The organism is Pseudaquabacterium inlustre, assembly GCF_038066595.1.
GTDB classification, from domain to species: domain Bacteria; phylum Pseudomonadota; class Gammaproteobacteria; order Burkholderiales; family Burkholderiaceae_C; genus Pseudaquabacterium; species Pseudaquabacterium inlustre.
On sequence record NZ_JBBUTH010000009.1, the window covers coordinates 565119 to 581562 of the forward strand.

Here is a 16444-nt window from a genome sequence, read left to right on the forward strand (position 1 = left end):
GTCAGCGTCGCGCGGCCAGCGCCTGCGTCACCTCGTTGCGACCCTGCTCGGCGCCGCTCAGCGGCACCGTCTCGCCGGCCTGGGCGTTGATCGCGGCCCAGGCCGCGGCCAGGCGCTCGGGCGTGTCGGCGCTCACGCCCAGGTGCTGGCCCGGCGTCAGCGTGATGTGCGCAGCCTCGTAGGTGCCGGCACCGGCGCAGGCGATGGCGCGGCTGGGCGCGTCCTGGCTCACCAGCCACAGCATGGCCGGCACCACGGCCTCGGGCACCAGCGCGGCCAGCACCTCGGGCGGCATCAGGCCTTCGGTCATGCGCGTGGCGGCGGTGGGTGCCAGGCAGTTGACGCGGATGTCGCTCTTGGCGCCCTCGATCGACAGCGTCTGCATCAGGCCCACCAGGGCCATCTTGGCGGCGCCGTAGTTGCTCTGGCCGAAGTTGCCGTACAGGCCCGACGACGAGGTGGTCATCAGCACGCGGCCGTACTTCTGCGCCGTCATGATCGGCCACACGGCCTTGGTGCAGTGCATGGCGCCCATCAGGTGCACATCCACCACCAGGCGGAAGTCCTCGACCGTCATCTTGGCGAAGCTCTTGTCGCGCAGGATGCCGGCGTTGTTGACCAGCACGTCCACGCGGCCCCAGGCGTCCATGGCCTGGGCCACCATGGCCTCCACCGCGGCGAAGTCGGTGACGGACGCCGCATTGGCGATGGCCTGGCCGCCCGCGGCGCGGATCTCGTCCACCACCTTCTGCGCGGCCGTGGCCGAGCCGCCCGAGCCATCGGTGGCGCCGCCCAGGTCATTGACGACGACCTTGGCGCCGCGTGCAGCCAGGGCCAGGGCATGGCAGCGGCCCAGGCCGCCGCCGGCGCCGGTGACGATGGCCACGCGGCCGGTGAAATCGAGGTTCATGGGGATGTGCGGGAAGTGACGGGAACGGATGGCCGCGGGTTATACCGGAAGCCCCTGCCGCGGGCCGTCGCCTGGGTGGCAAGCCGCCGGGCCGGTCGCCGCTACGCTGCGCGCACAACCCAGCAGGAGACCCCGCCATGACCCAACCCACCCTGTTCGACCTCACCGGCCAGGTGGTGCTGATCACCGGCTCGTCGCGTGGCATCGGCCGCGCCATCGCCGAGCGCTGCGCCGAACACGGCGCCAAGGTGGTCATCAGCTCGCGCAAGCAGCCGGCCTGCGACGAGGTGGCCGCGGCCATCAACGCCAGGCACGGTGCCGGCACCGCGCTGGCGGTGGCCGCCAACATCTCGTCGAAGGAGGCGCTGCAGGCCCTGGTGGACGCCACGCTGGCCGCCTTCGGCCGCATCGACACCCTCGTGTGCAACGCCGCCAGCAACCCCTACTACGGCCCGCAGGCAGGCATCACGGACGACCAGTTCCGCAAGATCCTGGACAACAACATCATCGCCAACCACTGGCTGATCGCGATGGTGGCGCCGCAGATGCAGGCGCGGCGCGATGGCTCGATCGTCATCGTGTCGTCGATCGGCGGCCTGCGCGGCTCGGAGATCATCGGCGCCTACTGCATCAGCAAGGCCGCCGACATGCAGCTGGCGCGCAACCTGGCCCACGAGTACGGCCCGCACAACATCCGCGTGAACTGCATCGCCCCGGGCCTGATCAAGACCGACTTCGCCCGCGCGCTGTGGGAAGACCCCGAGCGCCTGGCGAACCGCGAGGCCACCACGCCGCTGCGCCGTATCGGCGAGCCTGACGAGATCGCCGGCGCCGCCGTGTACCTGGCCGCCCCGGCCAGCCGCTTCATGACCGGTCAAACCTTGGTCATCGACGGCGGCGTGACGATATAGGGCACCCGGCCCTGCGGGTACGCAGGTCCACCCGCCGAGCGGGCTGAGCCCGGACACAAGCCGTCCTGAGGGCGGCTTGTGCCTGGCGAAGCGGTCAGCCCTGCAGGGCTGACCGTGGGGAGGCCGGCTTGGGGCGGCCCGGCGCTCGGCCCGCAGCGCTTCGATTCAAGCGATGACAATCGGGCCCATGGGCCTGATCTGGATCGACGACACAGCGCCGCTGCCGCCCACGCGCCACGCGCTGGGGCATGACACCGATGCCCCCGGCCTGCTGGCCGCCGGCGGCCAGGTGACGCCGCAGCGCCTGCGCGAGGCCTACCGGCGCGGCATCTTTCCGTGGTTCAGCCCCGGCCAGCCGGCGCTGTGGTGGACGCCCGATCCGCGCATGGTGCTGCCGGTGGCCGGGTTCCGCCTGAGCGCCACGATGCGCAAGACGCTGCGCCGCTTCGCCCGCACGCCAGGCTGCGAGATCCGCATCGACCACGACTTCCGTGCCGTGATGCAGGCCTGCGCCGCCACGCCGCGCGACGGCCAGCACGGCACCTGGATCGTGCCGGAGATCGTCGACGCCTACGCCGCCTGGCATGACGCCGCCGATGCCTCCGGCCACCCGCACAGTGTCGAGACCTGGATCGACGGCCAGTTGGCGGGCGGGCTGTACTGCGTGAACCTGGGGCAGATGGTGTTCGGTGAGTCGATGTTCGCCTGGCGCACCGATGCCTCGAAGATCGCACTGGCCGCGCTGGTGGCCTTCTGCCGTGCGCAGGGCATCGCCTGGATCGACTGTCAGCAGAACACCCGGCACCTGGCCTCGTTCGGCGCGCACGAGGTGCCACGCAGCCGCTTCGAAGCCCACCTGGCCCAGGTGGTGCCGGCCGCCGCGCCGGCGCGTTGGTCCTATGATCCGGCGCTGTGGGCGCTGCTGGACGCCGGCATCGAGGTGCCGGTGGCGGCGGCGTCGGCCCCGCCACCCCCCGCGCGCGCGTGACCAAGCCCCAGGAAATCCCGCTGTCGTCGTTGCAGTTCTATGCCACGGCGCCCTATCCCTGCAGCTACCTGCCCGAGCGCATGGCGCGCTCGCAGGTGGCCACGCCCAGCCACCTGATCCACGCCGATGCGTATTCGGGCCTGGTGGCCAACGGCTTCCGCCGCAGCGGCATGTTCACCTACCGGCCCTATTGCGACGGCTGCCGCGCCTGCGTGCCGCTGCGCATCCCGGTGGCGCGCTTCACGCCCACGCGCAGCCAGCGCCGGGCCTGGTCCGCGCACCAGAACCTGAAGGCCCGGGTGCTGCGCCTGTGCTTCGTGCCCGAGCATTACCAGCTCTACCTGCGCTACCAGAGCACCCGCCACGCCGGCGGCGGCATGGACCACGACAGCGTCGACCAGTACACCCAATTCCTGCTGCAAAGCCGCGTGAACACCCGGCTGGTGGAGTTCCGCGACGCCGTGCCCGAACCGGCCGACGGCAGCGCGGCCGAGCTGGGCACGCTGCGCATGGTGGCCATCGTCGACGTGCTCAACGACGGCATCTCGGCCGTCTACACCTTCTACGACCCCGACCTGAAGGGCAGCCTGGGCACCTACGGCATCCTGTGGCAGATCGAGCAGGTGCGCCAGCTCAAGCTGCCGCACCTGTACCTGGGCTACTGGATCGCCGAGAGCGACAAGATGGCCTACAAGGCGCAGTTCCGCCCGCACCAGATGCTGGGCCCCGACGGCTGGCAGGACGCCCCGCCACCCGCCCCATCACCCGCGTGACGCCCCGGCGGGCAGGCCCCGCCTACAATCCGCGGATGCCTATTTCCCCCGTTCCCGAGCTGGTGGCCGAGCTGGCCGCCGGCCGCATGGTGATCCTGGTCGACGAGGAAGACCGCGAAAACGAGGGTGACCTCGTGCTCGCCGCCGACCATGTCACGCCGGAAGCCATCAACTTCATGGCCAAGTACGGCCGTGGCCTGATCTGCCTGACCCTCACGCGCGAGCGCTGCGAGCATCTGAAGCTGCCACCGATGGCGCTGAAGAACGGCGCCGTGCACAGCACCGCCTTCACCGTGTCGATCGAGGCCGCCGAGGGCGTCACCACCGGCATCAGCGCCGCCGACCGTGCCCGCACCGTGCAGGCCGCCGTGGCCCGCGACGCCCGTCCCGAAGACCTGGTGCAGCCCGGCCACATCTTCCCGCTGCAGGCCCAGGATGGCGGCGTGCTGATGCGTGCCGGCCACACCGAGGCCGGCTGCGACATGGCGGCCATGGCCGGCCTGACGCCCGCGTCGGTGATCTGCGAGATCATGAACGACGACGGCACCATGGCCCGTCTGCCCGATCTGGAAGTGTTCGCGAAGGAGCACGGCATCAAGATCGGCACCATCGCCGACCTGATCGCCCACCGCAGCCACAACGAGACGCTGATCGAACGCGTCGGCGAGCGCGAGCTTGTCACGGCCCAGGGCCGCTTCGCCTGCACCACCTACCGCGACAAGTCGGGCGGCGTGCACCTGGCGCTGCGCCACGGCCAGGTGCAGGCCGGCCAGGACACCCTGGTGCGCGTGCACGAGCCCTTCACCGCGATGGACCTGCTGGACGCCGGCCGCACGCTGCACTCGTGGCCGCTGCCGGCCGCGCTGGCGGCGCTGCAGGCCGCGCCGGCCGGCGTGGCCGTGCTGCTGAACTGCGGCCACGACGCCGAGGTGCTGGTGCCCCAGCTGCTGGGCACGGCCACCGTGCCGCAGCGCACCACGCCGCAGGCGCTGCGCACCTATGGCATCGGCGCGCAGATCCTGCGCGACCTGGGCGTCACGCGCATGAAGCTGCTGGGCAGCCCGCGCCGCATGCCCAGCATGGTGGGCTACGGCCTCGAAGTCACCGGCTTCCAGCCGGCCCAGGGCTGAAGGGAGCACGCAATGCGACACGCCAACCAGGGCGAAGCCCCGCAACTCGACGGCCGCCACCTGAAGGTGGGCATCGTGCAGGCGCGCTTCAATGCCGACATCACCGGCAAGCTGGCCGAGAACTGCCTGGCCGAGCTGGCCGCGCTCGGGGTGCATGACGAGCACATCCGCCATGTCACCGTGCCCGGCGCGCTGGAAGTGCCGGTGGCCTTGCAGGCCATGGCCGAGAGCGACGAGTTCGACGCGCTGATCGCGCTCGGCTGCATCATCCGCGGCGAGACCTACCACTTCGAGCTGGTGGCCAACGAGAGCGGCGCCGGCGTCACGCGCGTGGCGCTGGACAGCACGCTGCCGGTGGCCAACGCCATCCTCACGGTCGAGAACGAGGCCCAGGCCTGGGCCCGCGTGGAAGAAAAAGGCCGTGACGCCGCCCGCGTGGCGGTGGAGATGGCCAACCTGCTGGACGACCTGACGTGAGCGAGCACTCCACCGACAAGCCGGCGGGCACCCCCGCCGCGCCGGCCGCCAAGCGCAGCCGCGGCGGCAAGCCCGGCGCGCGCAAGCCCTCGGCCATCCCGGGCCGCCGCCGCGCGCGCGAGCTGGCGCTGCAGGGCCTGTACCAGTGGCTGGTGGGCGGCGCCGACGGCGGCGAGATCGACGCCCACATGCGCGAGCAGGACGGCTACGACCAGGCCGACAAGGTGCACTACGACGCGCTGCTGCACGGCTGCATCGCCGAAGCCACCACCATCGACGCCGTGCTGGCGCGCCACACCGACCGCGCCACGCGCGACCTGTCGCCGGTGGAGCATGCGGTGCTGATGATCGGCGTGTACGAGCTAACCCACTGCATCGACATCCCCTACCGCGTGGCCGTCAACGAGGCCATCGAACTGGCCAAGTCCTTCGGCGGCACCGACGGCCACAAGTACGTCAACGGCGTGCTCGACAAGGCCGCGGCCGACCTGCGGCCCGTCGAGGTGGCGGCGCGCAAAGCCGCCCAGTCATGAAGCTGGCGAGAAGGCTCGACCACATCGAGCCGTTCTACGTGATGGAGTGCGCCAAGGCGGCGCAGCAGATCGCCGCCAGCCCCGAGTGCGACCCCGCACGCGGCGGCGAGCGCATGATCTACCTGAACATCGGCGAGCCCGATTTCACCGCGCCGCCGCTGGTGCAGGAGGCCGCCGAGCGCGCCATCCGCGCTGGCCGCAGCCAGTACACGCAGGCACTGGGCCTGCCCGAGCTGCGCGAGGCCATCTCGGGCTGGTACGCCAGCCGCTGGGGCATGAACGTGCCGGCGCGCCGCATCATCGTCACCGCCGGTGCCTCGGCCGCGCTGCAGCTGGCCTGCCTGGCGCTGTTCGAGGCTGGCGACGAGGTGCTGATGCCCGACCCCAGCTACCCGTGCAACCGGCACTTCGTGGCCGCGGCCGAAGCCGTGGCGCGGCTGCTGCCGGCGTCGCCCGAGCACCGCTTCCAGCTCGATGCCGAGGCCGTGGCCCAGGCCTGGGGCCCGGCCACGCGCGGCGTGCTGCTGGCCTCGCCGTCCAACCCCACCGGCACATCCATCCACCCCGACGAGATGCGCCGCATCGCGCAGACGGTGAAGGCCCGCGACGGCGTGGCCATCGTCGACGAGATCTACCTCGGCCTGAGCTACGACGACACCTTCGGCCACAGCGCGCTGGCGCTCGATGCCGAGTTCGGTGAGCACCTGGTCAGCGTCAACAGCTTTTCCAAGTACTTCAACATGACCGGCTGGCGCCTGGGCTGGCTGGTGGTGCCCGACGCCCTGGTGGCGCCGATCGAGCGCCTGGCGCAGAACCTGTTCATCTGCGCCTCCACGATCGCGCAGCAGGCCGCGCTGGCCTGCTTCCACCCCGAGTCGATCGCCGAGTACGAGCGCCGCCGCGCGGTCTTCCGTGAGCGGCGTGACCTCGTGGTGCCGGCGTTGCAACAGCTGGGCCTGGCCGTGCCGGTGCAGCCCGATGGCGCGTTCTACGCCTGGGCCGACTGCAGCGCGCACCACGCCAACAGCTGGGATTTCGCCTTCGAGCTGATGCACCGCGCCCACGTGGCGCTGACGCCCGGCCGCGACTTTGGTCGCCACGATCCGCAGCGCTGGCTGCGCCTGTCGTTCGCCACCGCCACCCCGCTGCTGGAGGAGGCGCTGCACCGGCTGCAGCGCGTGCTGGCCCGCTGATGGCCGAGGCTGCCGTCGCATCGCCCGCGGTGGTGCACCGCCACGCCGTGCGGGTGTACTGGGAGGACACCGATGCCGGCGGCGTGGTGTTCTATGCCAACTACCTGAAGTTCTTCGAGCGTGCGCGCACCGAGTGGCTGCGCGCGCTGGGCCTGGGCCAGCAGGCGCTGCGCGAGGCCACCGGCGCGATCTTCATCGTCAGCGACACCGCCCTGCGCTACCGCGCGCCGGCCCGGCTCGATGACCTGCTGGAGATCACCGTCGCGCCCACCGAGATCGGCCGCGCCTCGATGGTGCTGGCCCAGCAGGCCTGGCGCGGCAGCGAGCTGCTGTGCGAAGGCAGCATCCGCATCGGCTGCATCGACGCCGGCAGCTTCCGCCCACGCCGCTTTCCCACCGAGATCACCCGCCTGCTGACGCCGGCCCCCTGACACACCCCACCCCGATGAACTCGCAGGACTTCTCCATCATCACGCTGGTGCTGCACGCCAGCATCGTGGTGCAGCTCGTGATGGCCGGGCTGCTGCTCACCTCGCTGGCCAGCTGGACCGTGATCTTCGGCAAGCTGATCGGCCTGCGCGCGGTGCGCTCGGGCAACGAGGAATTCGAGCGCGAGTTCTGGGCGGGCAAAAACCTGTCCGACCTGTACAACAGCGTGGCCAACAAGGTGAACTCGGCGCCGATGGAGCGCCTGTTCGCCAGCGGCATGCGCGAGTTCCTGAAGCTGCGCGAGCGCCGCCTGGATGGCCAGGCCCAGCTCGACGGCGCGCGCCGCGCCATGCGCGCCAGCCTGCAGCGCGAGCTGGACGTGATCGAGGGCAATGTGGGCTTCCTGGCCTCGGTGGCCTCGGTCAGCCCGTACGTGGGCCTGTTCGGCACGGTGTGGGGGATCATGCACGCCTTCGTGGGCCTGGCCAACGTGCAGCAGGTGACGCTGGCCACGGTGGCGCCGGGCATCGCCGAGGCCCTGGTGGCCACGGCCATCGGCCTGTTCGCGGCCATTCCGGCGGTCATCGCCTACAACCGCTTCGCGCGCGACATCGACCGCATCGCCATCCAGCTGGAGAGCTTCTCCGACGAGTTCTCCAACATCCTGCAGCGCAACGCCATGGCCCCGGCCGCGCCGGGCACCCCGGCGGCGCGCTGAAGGAGCAACGCGATGGCAGCCGTTGCCCCCCGCGGTGGCCGTGCACGGCGCCGCGCGATGGCCGAGATGAACATGGTGCCCTTCATCGACGTGATGCTGGTGCTGCTGATCATCTTCATGGTCAGCGCGCCGCTGATCACCACCGGCCTGGTTGACCTGCCCACCGTGGGCAAGGCCAAGACCCAGCCGCCGCATGTGGTGGAGGTGGTGGTGGGCCTGGACGAGAAGCTGCGTCTGCGCCTGGATGGCGGTGAGCCGCAGCCGGTCCCGTTCGCGCGCCTGGCCGCCGAGGTGAAGAAGCTGCAGGCCGGCGACGCCCAGGTGCCGGTGGTGATCTCGGCCGACAAGAGCGTGAAGTACGACGCCGTGGTGCGCGCGATGGACACGCTGCAGAAGAACGGCATTGCCCGCGTCGGCCTCGCAGTACGCCAAGGCGGCTGATGTCGACGCTGGGCCTCCCGCCCCACGACCCGCTGCTGCCGCGCGATCCCGGCGGCATGGGCCTGGGCGCCACGCTGGCGCTGCTGGCCCATGGCGGGCTGGTGGCGGCGCTGGCGCTGGCGCTGCACTGGCGCATCCCCAAGCCGCCCGAGGTGGTGTCGGCCGAGCTGTGGTCGGCCGTGCCGCAGGCCACCGCACCCGCCCCTGCCCCCGAGCCGCCGCCTGCCGAGCCCGCGCCAGCCCCGACCCCGGCGCCCGCACCGCCACCGGTGGCGGCCCCCGCGCCACCGCCCGGCCCGACACCGGCCGAACTGCAGGCGCGGCGTGACGCCGAGATCGCGATCGAGAAGCAGCGGGAAAAGGAACGCGAGAAGGAACGCGAGAAGGAACGCGAACGCGCCGAGGCCGAGAAGGCCGCCGTTGCGAAAAAGCGCGAGGCGCAGCGCCTGGCCGACGAAAAAGAGGCCGCGCTGAAGAAGGCCGCAGCCGACAAGGCGGCGGCCGAGAAGGCGGCTGCGGAGAAGAAGGCCGCCGCCGACAAGAAGGAAGCGGCGGAGAAAAAGGAAGCCGCCGAGAAGAAGGCCCGCGAGGACAAGCTGCGCGAGGACAAGGCCCGCAAGGACAAGGAGGCCGCCGAGCAGCGCGAAGCCCAGGCCGAGGCCGAGCGCGTGGCCAAGCTGCGCGAGGCCAACCTCAAGCGCATGATGAGCGAGGCCGGCGCCACCGGCTCGGGCACGGGCGGCGGCAGCGCGGCGGCCGATGCCGCGCCTTCGGCCGCCTACGCGGGGCGCATCAAGGCACGCATCAAGCCCAACATCGTGCTCACCACCGAGGTGCGCGGCAACCCGGTGGCCGAGGTGGAAGTGCGCTGCGCGCCCGATGGCTCGGTGCTGGGCCGGCGCATCGTCAAAAACAGCGGCAACCCGGCCTGGGACGAGACCGTGCTGCGTGCCATCGACCGCACGCCGGTGCTGCCGCGCGACACCGACGGCCGCATCCCCGGCACGATGATCCTGGTGTTCCCGCGCCAGGAGTGAGCGGCAGCCACCGCCCTCCCCCATGACCGCGGGACCCATGACCATGGGGTGAGCGCGGCGCGCCGCCGGGTCGCCGACGGACACTGCGGGAATGGTGCGTTTTTGCCGTTTCAACCTTTCCTGCCGCGCCCGGCGTGGCTTCACGCTGATTGAGCAGGTCACCGCCATCGCGCTGCTGGGCATCGCGTCGGCCGCCGCCGCACCGCACCTCGTGCAACTGCATGCCGAGGCCCAGGCCGCCACGCTGGACGCCATGGCCCATGCCGCCAGTTCGGCGATGGCGATGAACCAGGCCGGCTGCCTGGTGACCGGCCACGCCGCGGTGGCCGACAAGTGCACGCCGCAGCGCGACTGCGCCGACGTGGGCGCCCTGCTGCTGGGCGGCCTGCCCGAGGGCTATGAGGTGGCCCGCACGCCACTGCCTCGCGGCCAGGAGGCGCTGTGCACGATGCGCCAGCGGGACACCGGCGCCGTGGCGCAGTTCATCGGGCTGGGCGCCGGCGTCTGAGCCCGGCGCGCCACGCGGGGTGGTGGGACGGTCAGGGCCCGCCGGGCCCGACCTCAGTGGTTCTCGCGCGCGTGGTTGATCGTGTACTTCGGGATCTCGACGGTCAGGTCGGTGTCGGCCACGATGGCCTGACACGACAGCCGTGAATCGGCCTCCAGGCCCCAGGCGCGGTCGAGCAGGTCTTCCTCGGTCTCGTCCATCGCGTTCAGGCTGCGGAAGCCCTCGCGCACGATCACATGGCAGGTGGTGCAGGCGGCGCTCATGTCGCAGGCGTGCTCGATGGCGATGCCGTTGTCCAGCAGCGCCTCGCAGATCGAGGTGCCGCGCGGCGCGGTGATGCTGGTGCCGTTGGGGCACAGCGTGGCATGGGGAAGGATCTTGATGACGGGCATCGGTGCTGGGCTCGTTGCAGGGCTCGGTGGAGCGTCTGGAAGGTTCAGATCTGGTCGATCGTGCGGCCGGTCAGCGCGGCCTGGATGCCACGGTTCATGCGCAGCGCGGCAAAGCCCTCGGTGCCCTTGGCCAGGGCCTCCACGGCGCTGTCGATGGCCGCGTGGTCGGTGCCGGCGGCGATGCGGGCCAGCTCGGTCAGCAGGCGCTCGATGTCGGCGCGCTCGGCCTCGTCGAGGAGGTCGCCATCGGCGGCCAGCGCGCTGCGCGTGGCCAGCGTCATGCGCTCGGCCTCCACGCGGCTTTCGTTCAGCGCGCGCGCGGCCATGTCGGCCTCGGCGCTGGCAAAGCCCTCCTGCAGCATGCGCGCGATCTCGTCGTCGCCCAGGCCGTAGCTGGGCTTGACGGTGACGGCGGCCTCGACGCCCGAGGTCATCTCCTTGGCCGCGACGCTGAGCAGGCCGTCGGCATCGACCTGGAACGTGACGCGAATACGCGCCGCACCAGCGGCCATCGGCGGAATGCCGCGCAGTTCGAAGCGCGCGAGGCTGCGGCAGTCGCTCACCAGTTCGCGCTCGCCTTGCACCACGTGGATGGCCATCGCCGTCTGGCCGTCCTTGAAGGTGGTGAAGTCCTGCGCCTTGGCCACGGGAATCGTGGTGTTGCGCTCGATGATGCGCTCGGCCAGGCCGCCCATGGTCTCCAGGCCCAGGCTCAGCGGGATCACGTCCAGCAGCAGCAGCTCGCCGTCCTGGGCATTGCCGGCCAGCGCGTTGGCCTGGATGGCGGCGCCCACGGCCACCACCTCGTCGGGATTCAGGTCGACCAGCGGCGGGCGGCCGAACAACTCACCCACCGCGGCGCGCACGGCCGGCATGCGGGTGGAGCCGCCGACCATGACCACGCCCTGCACATCGTCCTTCTTGACCTTGGCGTCGCGCAGCACCTTGCGCACCCCAGCCAGCGTGCGCTCGACCAGCGGACGGGTCAGCGCGTCGAACTGCTCGCGGCGCACGCCCACGGCAATCTCGCCGCCGGCCAGCGTGCAGCGCAGCGTGGCCTCGGGCGCATCGGTCAACGCCTCCTTGGCGGCGCGGGCGGCCACCAGCACGGCGCGCTTGTCGTGCGCGCTGCCGGCCATCACACCCGCCTGGGCCAGCGCCCAGTCGGCCAGCGCGCGGTCGAAGTCGTCACCGCCCAGCGCAGCATCGCCGCCGGTGGCCACCACCTCGAACACGCCGCGGTGCAGGCGCAGCAGGCTGATGTCGAAAGTGCCGCCGCCCAGGTCGTACACGGCATAGAGGCCCTCGGCGCCGTTGTCCAGGCCGTAGGCCACGGCCGCGGCGGTGGGCTCGTTGATCAGGCGCAGCACGTTCAGGCCGGCGAGTTGGGCCGCGTCCTTGGTGGCCTGGCGCTGGGCGTCGTCGAAGTAGGCCGGCACGGTGATCACCACGCCGTACAGGTCGTCGTTGAAGGTGTCCTCGGCGCGGTAGCGCAGCGTGGCCAGGATCTCGGCCGACACCTCCACCGGCGTCTTCACGCCCTGGCGGGTCTCCAGGCCCACCATGCCCGGCCGGTCGACGAAGCGGTACGGCAGTTGGCCGGCATGGGCCACGTCGGCCAGGCGGCGGCCCATGAAGCGCTTGACCGAGACGATGGTGTTCTCGGGGTCTTCGGCCTGCTGGGCCTGGGCGTCGAAGCCGATCTGGCGGCCCTGGCCCTCGAGATAGCGCACCACCGAGGGCAGGATCACGCGGCCCTGCGCGTCGGGCAGGCACTCGGCCACGCCATGGCGCATGGCGGCCACCAGGCTGTGCGTGGTGCCCAGGTCGATGCCCACCGCGATGCGGCGCTGGTGCGGGTCAGGCGCCTGACCGGGTTCGGAGATCTGCAGCAAGGCCATGGGCGAAGCGGGTGTTGTCGTTGTTGTCGGGGTCGTCCGCCGGCCTGTCTCTCGCCAGGGCGCGGCGGTGTTCAGGCGTCCAGCGCCTCCAGGCGGCGGCCGATGTCGTCGCGGAAGCGCTTCACGAACATCAGGCTGCGCACCGTCTGCGCGGCGGCGGTGGCATTGGCGTCCTCGTCGAGCTGGCGGGTCAGCTGGGCCAGCATCGTGGTTTCCTGGGCGGCCACCTGGTCGTCGATGGCCTCCACGGCGGCGGCGTCGCGGGCCTCATCGAGCGCCTCGCGCCACTCCATCTGCTGCATCAGGAAGGCCGGCGGCATGGCCGTGTTGTTCTCGGCGTCCACCGCGGCACCGGCCAGCTCGCACAGGTAGGCGCCGCGGGCCAGCGGGTCCTTCAGGCGCTGGTAGGCCTCGTTCACGCGCACGGCCCACTGCATGGCCACGCGCTGCGCGGCCGCGCCCTGCGACGCGAACTTGTCCGGGTGCACCTCGGCCTGCAGCGCGCGCCAGCGCGCGTCGAGCTCGGCCCGCGCCAGCGCATGGCGCCGCGGCAGGCCGAACAGGGTGAAGTCGTCGTCGGTGAGTTGCATGTCGGGTTCCTGACAAGACAAAGGCGCGGAGGGGAGATCCGCGCCTTCATGCAAGTCGGCTGCCAGGCCGCGATCCGGCTCAGACGCGGAAGGATTCTCCGCAGCCGCAGCGGTCTTTCTCGCGCGGGTTGTGGAACTTGAAGCCCTCGTTCAGGCCTTCGCGCACGAAGTCGAGCTCGGTGCCGTCCAGGTAGGGCAGGCTCTTCGGGTCGATCAGCACCTTGACGCCATGGCCCTCGAAGATATGGTCTTCGGGTGCCACCTCGTCCGCGTACTCCAGCTTGTAGGCCAGGCCCGAGCAGCCGGTGGTCTTGACGCCCAGGCGCACGCCCACGCCCTTGCCACGCTTGGCGATGTAGCGCGTGACATGCCGCGCAGCGGCTTCGGTCAGGGTGACGGCCATCGCGCTCAGTTCGCCTGCTGGCTGTCGGATGCGGCCGCCTCGCCGGCGCCGTGGCGGGTGCGGTAGTCGTCCACCGCGGCCTTGATGGCGTCCTCGGCCAGGATGCTGCAGTGGATCTTCACCGGCGGCAGCGCCAGCTCTTCGGCGATGTGCGTGTTCTTGATGGCCAGGGCCTGGTCCAGGCTCTTGCCCTTGACCCACTCGGTCACCAGCGAGCTGCTGGCAATGGCCGAGCCGCAGCCATAGGTCTTGAAGCGCGCGTCCTCGATCAGCCCGGTGGCCGGGTTCACCTTGATCTGCAGCTTCATCACGTCGCCGCAGGCCGGCGCGCCCACCATGCCGGTGCCCACGTCGTCATCGCCCTTCTCGAAGCTGCCGACGTTGCGCGGGTTCTCGTAGTGGTCGACGACCTTGTCGCTGTATGCCATCTCAACTCTCCTGCATTCCAAAGTCCTGGCCGAAGCCGGCGGGGCCAGCGCCGGGCCGCCCCAAGCGGCCCCGCACCCCCGCGGGGGGTGGCTGCGGTACACCGCAGCCGGGGGCCGACATCAATGTGCCGCCCACTGGATCTTGCTCAGATCCACGCCGTCCTTGAACATCTCCCACAGCGGCGACAGCTCACGCAGCTTGGCCACGCGGTCCTGCAGCATGGCCACGGCGTCGTCGATGTCCTGCTCGGTGGTGAAGCGGCCGATGGTGATGCGCAAGGAAGAGTGCGCCAGTTCGTCCGAGCGGCCGAGGGCTCGCAGCACATAGCTGGGCTCCAGGCTGGCCGAGGTGCAGGCCGAGCCGGAGCTCACAGCGATGCCCTTCACGCCCATGATCAGCGACTCGCCCTCGACGAAGTTGAAGCTGATGTTCAGGTTGTGCGGCACGCGGCGCGTCATGTCGCCGTTGATGAACACCTGCTCGATCTGGGTCAGCCCCACCACCAGCTTGTTGTGCAACATGCGGATGCGCTCGCTCTCGGTGCCCATCTCCTCGCGGGCGATGCGGAAGGCCTCACCCATGCCGACGATCTGGTGCGTGGGCAGCGTGCCCGAGCGCATGCCGCGCTCATGGCCGCCACCGTGCATCTGCGCTTCCAGCCGCACGCGCGGCTTGCGGCGCACGTACAGCGCGCCGATGCCCTTGGGGCCGTAGGTCTTGTGCGAGGCCAGACTCATCAGGTCGATCGGCAGCGTGGCCAGATCGATCGCCACCTTGCCGGTGGCCTGGGCGGCGTCCACATGGAACACGATGCCCTTGCTGCGGCACAGGTTGCCGATGGCCGTGACGTCCTGGATCACGCCGATCTCGTTGTTGACATGCATCACCGAGACCAGGATGGTGTCGGGGCGCATCGCCGCCTCCAGCTTGCCCAGGTCGAGCAGGCCGTCGGGTTCGACGTCGAGGTAGGTGGCCTCGAAGCCCTGGCGCTCCAGTTCGCGCACGGTGTCGAGCACGGCCTTGTGCTCGGTCTTGACCGTGATGATGTGCTTGCCGCGGCCCTTGTAGAACTGCGCCGCGCCCTTGATGGCGAGGTTGTTGCTCTCGGTGGCGCCCGAGGTCCAGACGATCTCGCGCGGGTCGGCACCGATCAGCTCGGCCACCTGCACGCGGGCCTTCTCGACGGCTTCTTCGGCCTCCCAGCCCCAGGCGTGGCTGCGGCTGGCCGGGTTGCCGAAGTGCTCGCGCAGCCAGGGAATCATCGCGTCGACGACGCGCGGGTCGCACGGCGTGGTCGCGCCGTAATCGAGGTAGATCGGGAGATGCGGGGTCATGGCCACGGAGAATGCGTGATACGGGGGAATCTGGAGGCCGGCAGGGTCACCGTGCCGGCAGGCGGTTCAGGCGGCGGTCACTTCGACAGGACCGAGCCCAGCGCGAACACCGAGTTCGGTGCGGTCACCTTGATCGGCTTGACCACCGGCACGCTGGAGATGGCGCGCTTGATCGGCGCCTCTTCGACCGACACGCCCTTGGCCAGCTGGTCGTCGACCAGCTTGCGCAGCGAGATGGAATCGAGGTACTCGATCATCTTCTGGTTCAGGCTGGCCCACAGGTCGTGCGTCATGCAGCGCCCGGCCTCGTCGCCCATGCAGTTTTCCTTGCCCGAGCAGCCGGTGGCGTCGATCGGCTCATCCACCGCGACGATGATGTCGGCCACGGTGATCTCGTCGGCCTTGCGACCCAGCGAGTAGCCGCCGCCCGGGCCGCGCGTGCTTTCCACCAGCTCGTGGCGGCGCAGCTTGCCGAACAGCTGTTCGAGGTAGGACAGCGAGATCTGCTGACGCTGGCTGATGGCCGCCAGGGCCACGGGCCCGTTGTTCGAGCGCAAGGCCAGATCGATCATCGCGGTGACGGCAAAACGGCCCTTGGTGGTCAGACGCATGGAGTTCTCCTGAAAGCCGGGCGGGCGGTGCGGCGGCGCGCCAGTTCTGCCGGCGGGCAGCGCGACCGGTGGAACCGACGGGGTAACCGGTTGCTGCGGTCGGTATCCCGACTGCTGAGGTCAAGTATACCAGTATCCGACTGTTCCAGTCGAGATTGAGCCCGGTCAGCCAGCCGGCCGGCCCCGCCCGTTCAGGCCGGCAGACCCAGGCGCCGGCGCAACTGCCGCAGCAGGCCGTCGCAGGCCGGCTCGATCAGGTCCAGCGCCAGGTCGAAACCGGCCACCGCGCCGTAATACGGGTCAGGCACCTCGCGGCTGTCCAGCCAGGGCGCATGGTCCAGCAGCAGGCCCAGGCGGTCGGCGCTGGGCTCGGGGCAGCGCTCGCGCAGCGCGGCCAGGTTGTCGGCGTCCATGGCCAGCAGCAGGTCGAAACGCGAGAAGTCGGCCTCGACCACCGGACGCGACTTCTGCCCGTCCAGGCGCCAGCCGCGCCGCCCGGCCTGGGCGATGGCGCGCGGATCGGGCGCCGCCCCGCGGTGGAAACCGTGCGTGCCGGCCGAATCCACCCGCACCAGATCGGCCATGCCGGCCTGCTGAAGCTTGCCGCGCAGCACGCCCTCGGCCATCGGAGACCGGCAGATGTTGCCCATGCACACCATCAGCACCGACAACTGGGGCTCGGGGCCACGCTTGAAAAGCCGCTTCAACATGCGCCGAGGATAGCCCAGGCGATGCA

Annotated in this window: 21 protein-coding genes; 12 read left to right on the forward strand and 9 right to left on the reverse strand. The window is 70.9% G+C overall.

The features are described 5' to 3' along the window. Nucleotide 1 precedes the first annotated feature (1 nt). Complete coding sequence (locus tag AACH10_RS19910; protein WP_341412231.1) at nt 2-910, reverse strand: SDR family NAD(P)-dependent oxidoreductase; 909 nt, start codon at nt 908-910, stop codon at nt 2-4. 137 nt (nt 911-1047) lie between these two features. Between AACH10_RS19910 and AACH10_RS19915 the strand changes: the two genes are divergently transcribed. The 12 genes from AACH10_RS19915 to AACH10_RS19970 all read left to right on the forward strand — a co-directional run bounded on the left by AACH10_RS19915 (nt 1048) and on the right by AACH10_RS19970 (nt 10048). Then, entirely contained in the window at nt 1048-1821 is a 774-nt protein-coding gene (locus tag AACH10_RS19915) for an SDR family NAD(P)-dependent oxidoreductase (RefSeq protein WP_341412232.1), read from the forward strand. A gap of 172 nt (nt 1822-1993) precedes the next feature. Next, nucleotides 1994-2809: a leucyl/phenylalanyl-tRNA--protein transferase gene (gene aat, locus AACH10_RS19920; RefSeq protein WP_341412233.1), complete on the forward strand. Its 816-nt coding sequence runs from the start codon at nt 1994-1996 to the stop codon at nt 2807-2809. Then, the gene (locus AACH10_RS19925) at nt 2806-3582 is read left to right on the forward strand and encodes an arginyltransferase (protein ID WP_341412234.1); all 777 of its coding nucleotides are present in this window, start codon (nt 2806-2808) and stop codon (nt 3580-3582) included. Before aat ends, AACH10_RS19925 begins: the two co-directional genes overlap by 4 nt. A gap of 35 nt (nt 3583-3617) precedes the next feature. After that, nucleotides 3618-4712, forward strand: a complete 1095-nt coding sequence (ribBA, locus tag AACH10_RS19930) for a bifunctional 3,4-dihydroxy-2-butanone-4-phosphate synthase/GTP cyclohydrolase II (protein WP_341412235.1) — start codon at nt 3618-3620, stop codon at nt 4710-4712. Nucleotides 4713-4724: 12 nt separating this feature from the next. After that, nucleotides 4725-5189: a 6,7-dimethyl-8-ribityllumazine synthase gene (ribH, locus tag AACH10_RS19935; protein WP_341412236.1), complete on the forward strand. Its 465-nt coding sequence runs from the start codon at nt 4725-4727 to the stop codon at nt 5187-5189. Continuing rightward, nucleotides 5186-5722 (forward strand): transcription antitermination factor NusB, encoded by a 537-nt coding sequence (gene nusB / locus AACH10_RS19940; protein ID WP_423228631.1) that lies wholly within the window; start codon nt 5186-5188, stop codon nt 5720-5722. The genes ribH and nusB overlap by 4 nt, the downstream gene beginning before the upstream one ends. Then, on the forward strand, nt 5719-6915 hold the full coding sequence (locus AACH10_RS19945) for a pyridoxal phosphate-dependent aminotransferase (protein WP_341412237.1): 1197 nt from the start codon (nt 5719-5721) through the stop codon (nt 6913-6915). The genes nusB and AACH10_RS19945 overlap by 4 nt, the downstream gene beginning before the upstream one ends. Beyond that, nucleotides 6915-7346 (forward strand): tol-pal system-associated acyl-CoA thioesterase, encoded by a 432-nt coding sequence (ybgC, locus tag AACH10_RS19950; protein WP_341412239.1) that lies wholly within the window; start codon nt 6915-6917, stop codon nt 7344-7346. Before AACH10_RS19945 ends, ybgC begins: the two co-directional genes overlap by 1 nt. A 14-nt stretch (nt 7347-7360) precedes the next feature. Further along, nucleotides 7361-8062, forward strand: a complete 702-nt coding sequence (gene tolQ, locus AACH10_RS19955) for a protein TolQ (RefSeq protein ID WP_341412240.1) — start codon at nt 7361-7363, stop codon at nt 8060-8062. A 12-nt stretch (nt 8063-8074) separates the two neighbouring features. Beyond that, nucleotides 8075-8503 carry an ExbD/TolR family protein gene (locus AACH10_RS19960; protein WP_341412241.1) on the forward strand — a complete coding sequence of 143 codons (429 nt, stop codon included), beginning with the start codon at nt 8075-8077 and terminating at the stop codon, nt 8501-8503. After that, a complete protein-coding gene (gene tolA / locus AACH10_RS19965) occupies nt 8503-9540 on the forward strand; it encodes a cell envelope integrity protein TolA (RefSeq protein ID WP_341412242.1) in 1038 nt (345 codons plus the stop codon). Before AACH10_RS19960 ends, tolA begins: the two co-directional genes overlap by 1 nt. Nucleotides 9541-9631: 91 nt before the next feature. Then, entirely contained in the window at nt 9632-10048 is a 417-nt protein-coding gene (locus AACH10_RS19970; RefSeq protein WP_341412243.1) for a type II secretion system protein, read from the forward strand. A gap of 53 nt (nt 10049-10101) precedes the next feature. Here the strand turns inward: AACH10_RS19970 and fdx are convergent, their stop codons facing one another. The 8 genes from fdx to AACH10_RS20010 form a co-directional block, all read right to left on the reverse strand. After that, nucleotides 10102-10440, reverse strand: coding sequence for an ISC system 2Fe-2S type ferredoxin (gene fdx / locus AACH10_RS19975; protein ID WP_341412244.1), 339 nt, complete (start codon nt 10438-10440; stop codon nt 10102-10104). Between the two features lie 44 nt (nt 10441-10484). Further along, on the reverse strand, nt 10485-12341 hold the full coding sequence (gene hscA / locus AACH10_RS19980) for a Fe-S protein assembly chaperone HscA (RefSeq protein ID WP_341412245.1): 1857 nt from the start codon (nt 12339-12341) through the stop codon (nt 10485-10487). Between the two features lie 71 nt (nt 12342-12412). Then, entirely contained in the window at nt 12413-12931 is a 519-nt protein-coding gene (hscB, locus tag AACH10_RS19985) for a Fe-S protein assembly co-chaperone HscB (RefSeq protein ID WP_341412246.1), read from the reverse strand. Nucleotides 12932-13010: 79 nt separating this feature from the next. After that, entirely contained in the window at nt 13011-13334 is a 324-nt protein-coding gene (gene iscA, locus AACH10_RS19990) for an iron-sulfur cluster assembly protein IscA (protein WP_341412247.1), read from the reverse strand. 5 nt (nt 13335-13339) lie between these two features. Continuing rightward, nucleotides 13340-13762 carry a Fe-S cluster assembly scaffold IscU gene (gene iscU, locus AACH10_RS19995; RefSeq protein ID WP_341412248.1) on the reverse strand — a complete coding sequence of 141 codons (423 nt, stop codon included), beginning with the start codon at nt 13760-13762 and terminating at the stop codon, nt 13340-13342. 120 nt (nt 13763-13882) lie between these two features. Then, nucleotides 13883-15103 carry an IscS subfamily cysteine desulfurase gene (locus AACH10_RS20000; protein WP_341412249.1) on the reverse strand — a complete coding sequence of 407 codons (1221 nt, stop codon included), beginning with the start codon at nt 15101-15103 and terminating at the stop codon, nt 13883-13885. Nucleotides 15104-15174: 71 nt separating this feature from the next. Further along, complete coding sequence (gene iscR, locus AACH10_RS20005; protein WP_341412250.1) at nt 15175-15708, reverse strand: Fe-S cluster assembly transcriptional regulator IscR; 534 nt, start codon at nt 15706-15708, stop codon at nt 15175-15177. 191 nt (nt 15709-15899) lie between these two features. Beyond that, on the reverse strand, nt 15900-16418 hold the full coding sequence (locus AACH10_RS20010; RefSeq protein WP_341412251.1) for a low molecular weight protein-tyrosine-phosphatase: 519 nt from the start codon (nt 16416-16418) through the stop codon (nt 15900-15902). Nucleotides 16419-16444 lie beyond the last annotated feature (26 nt).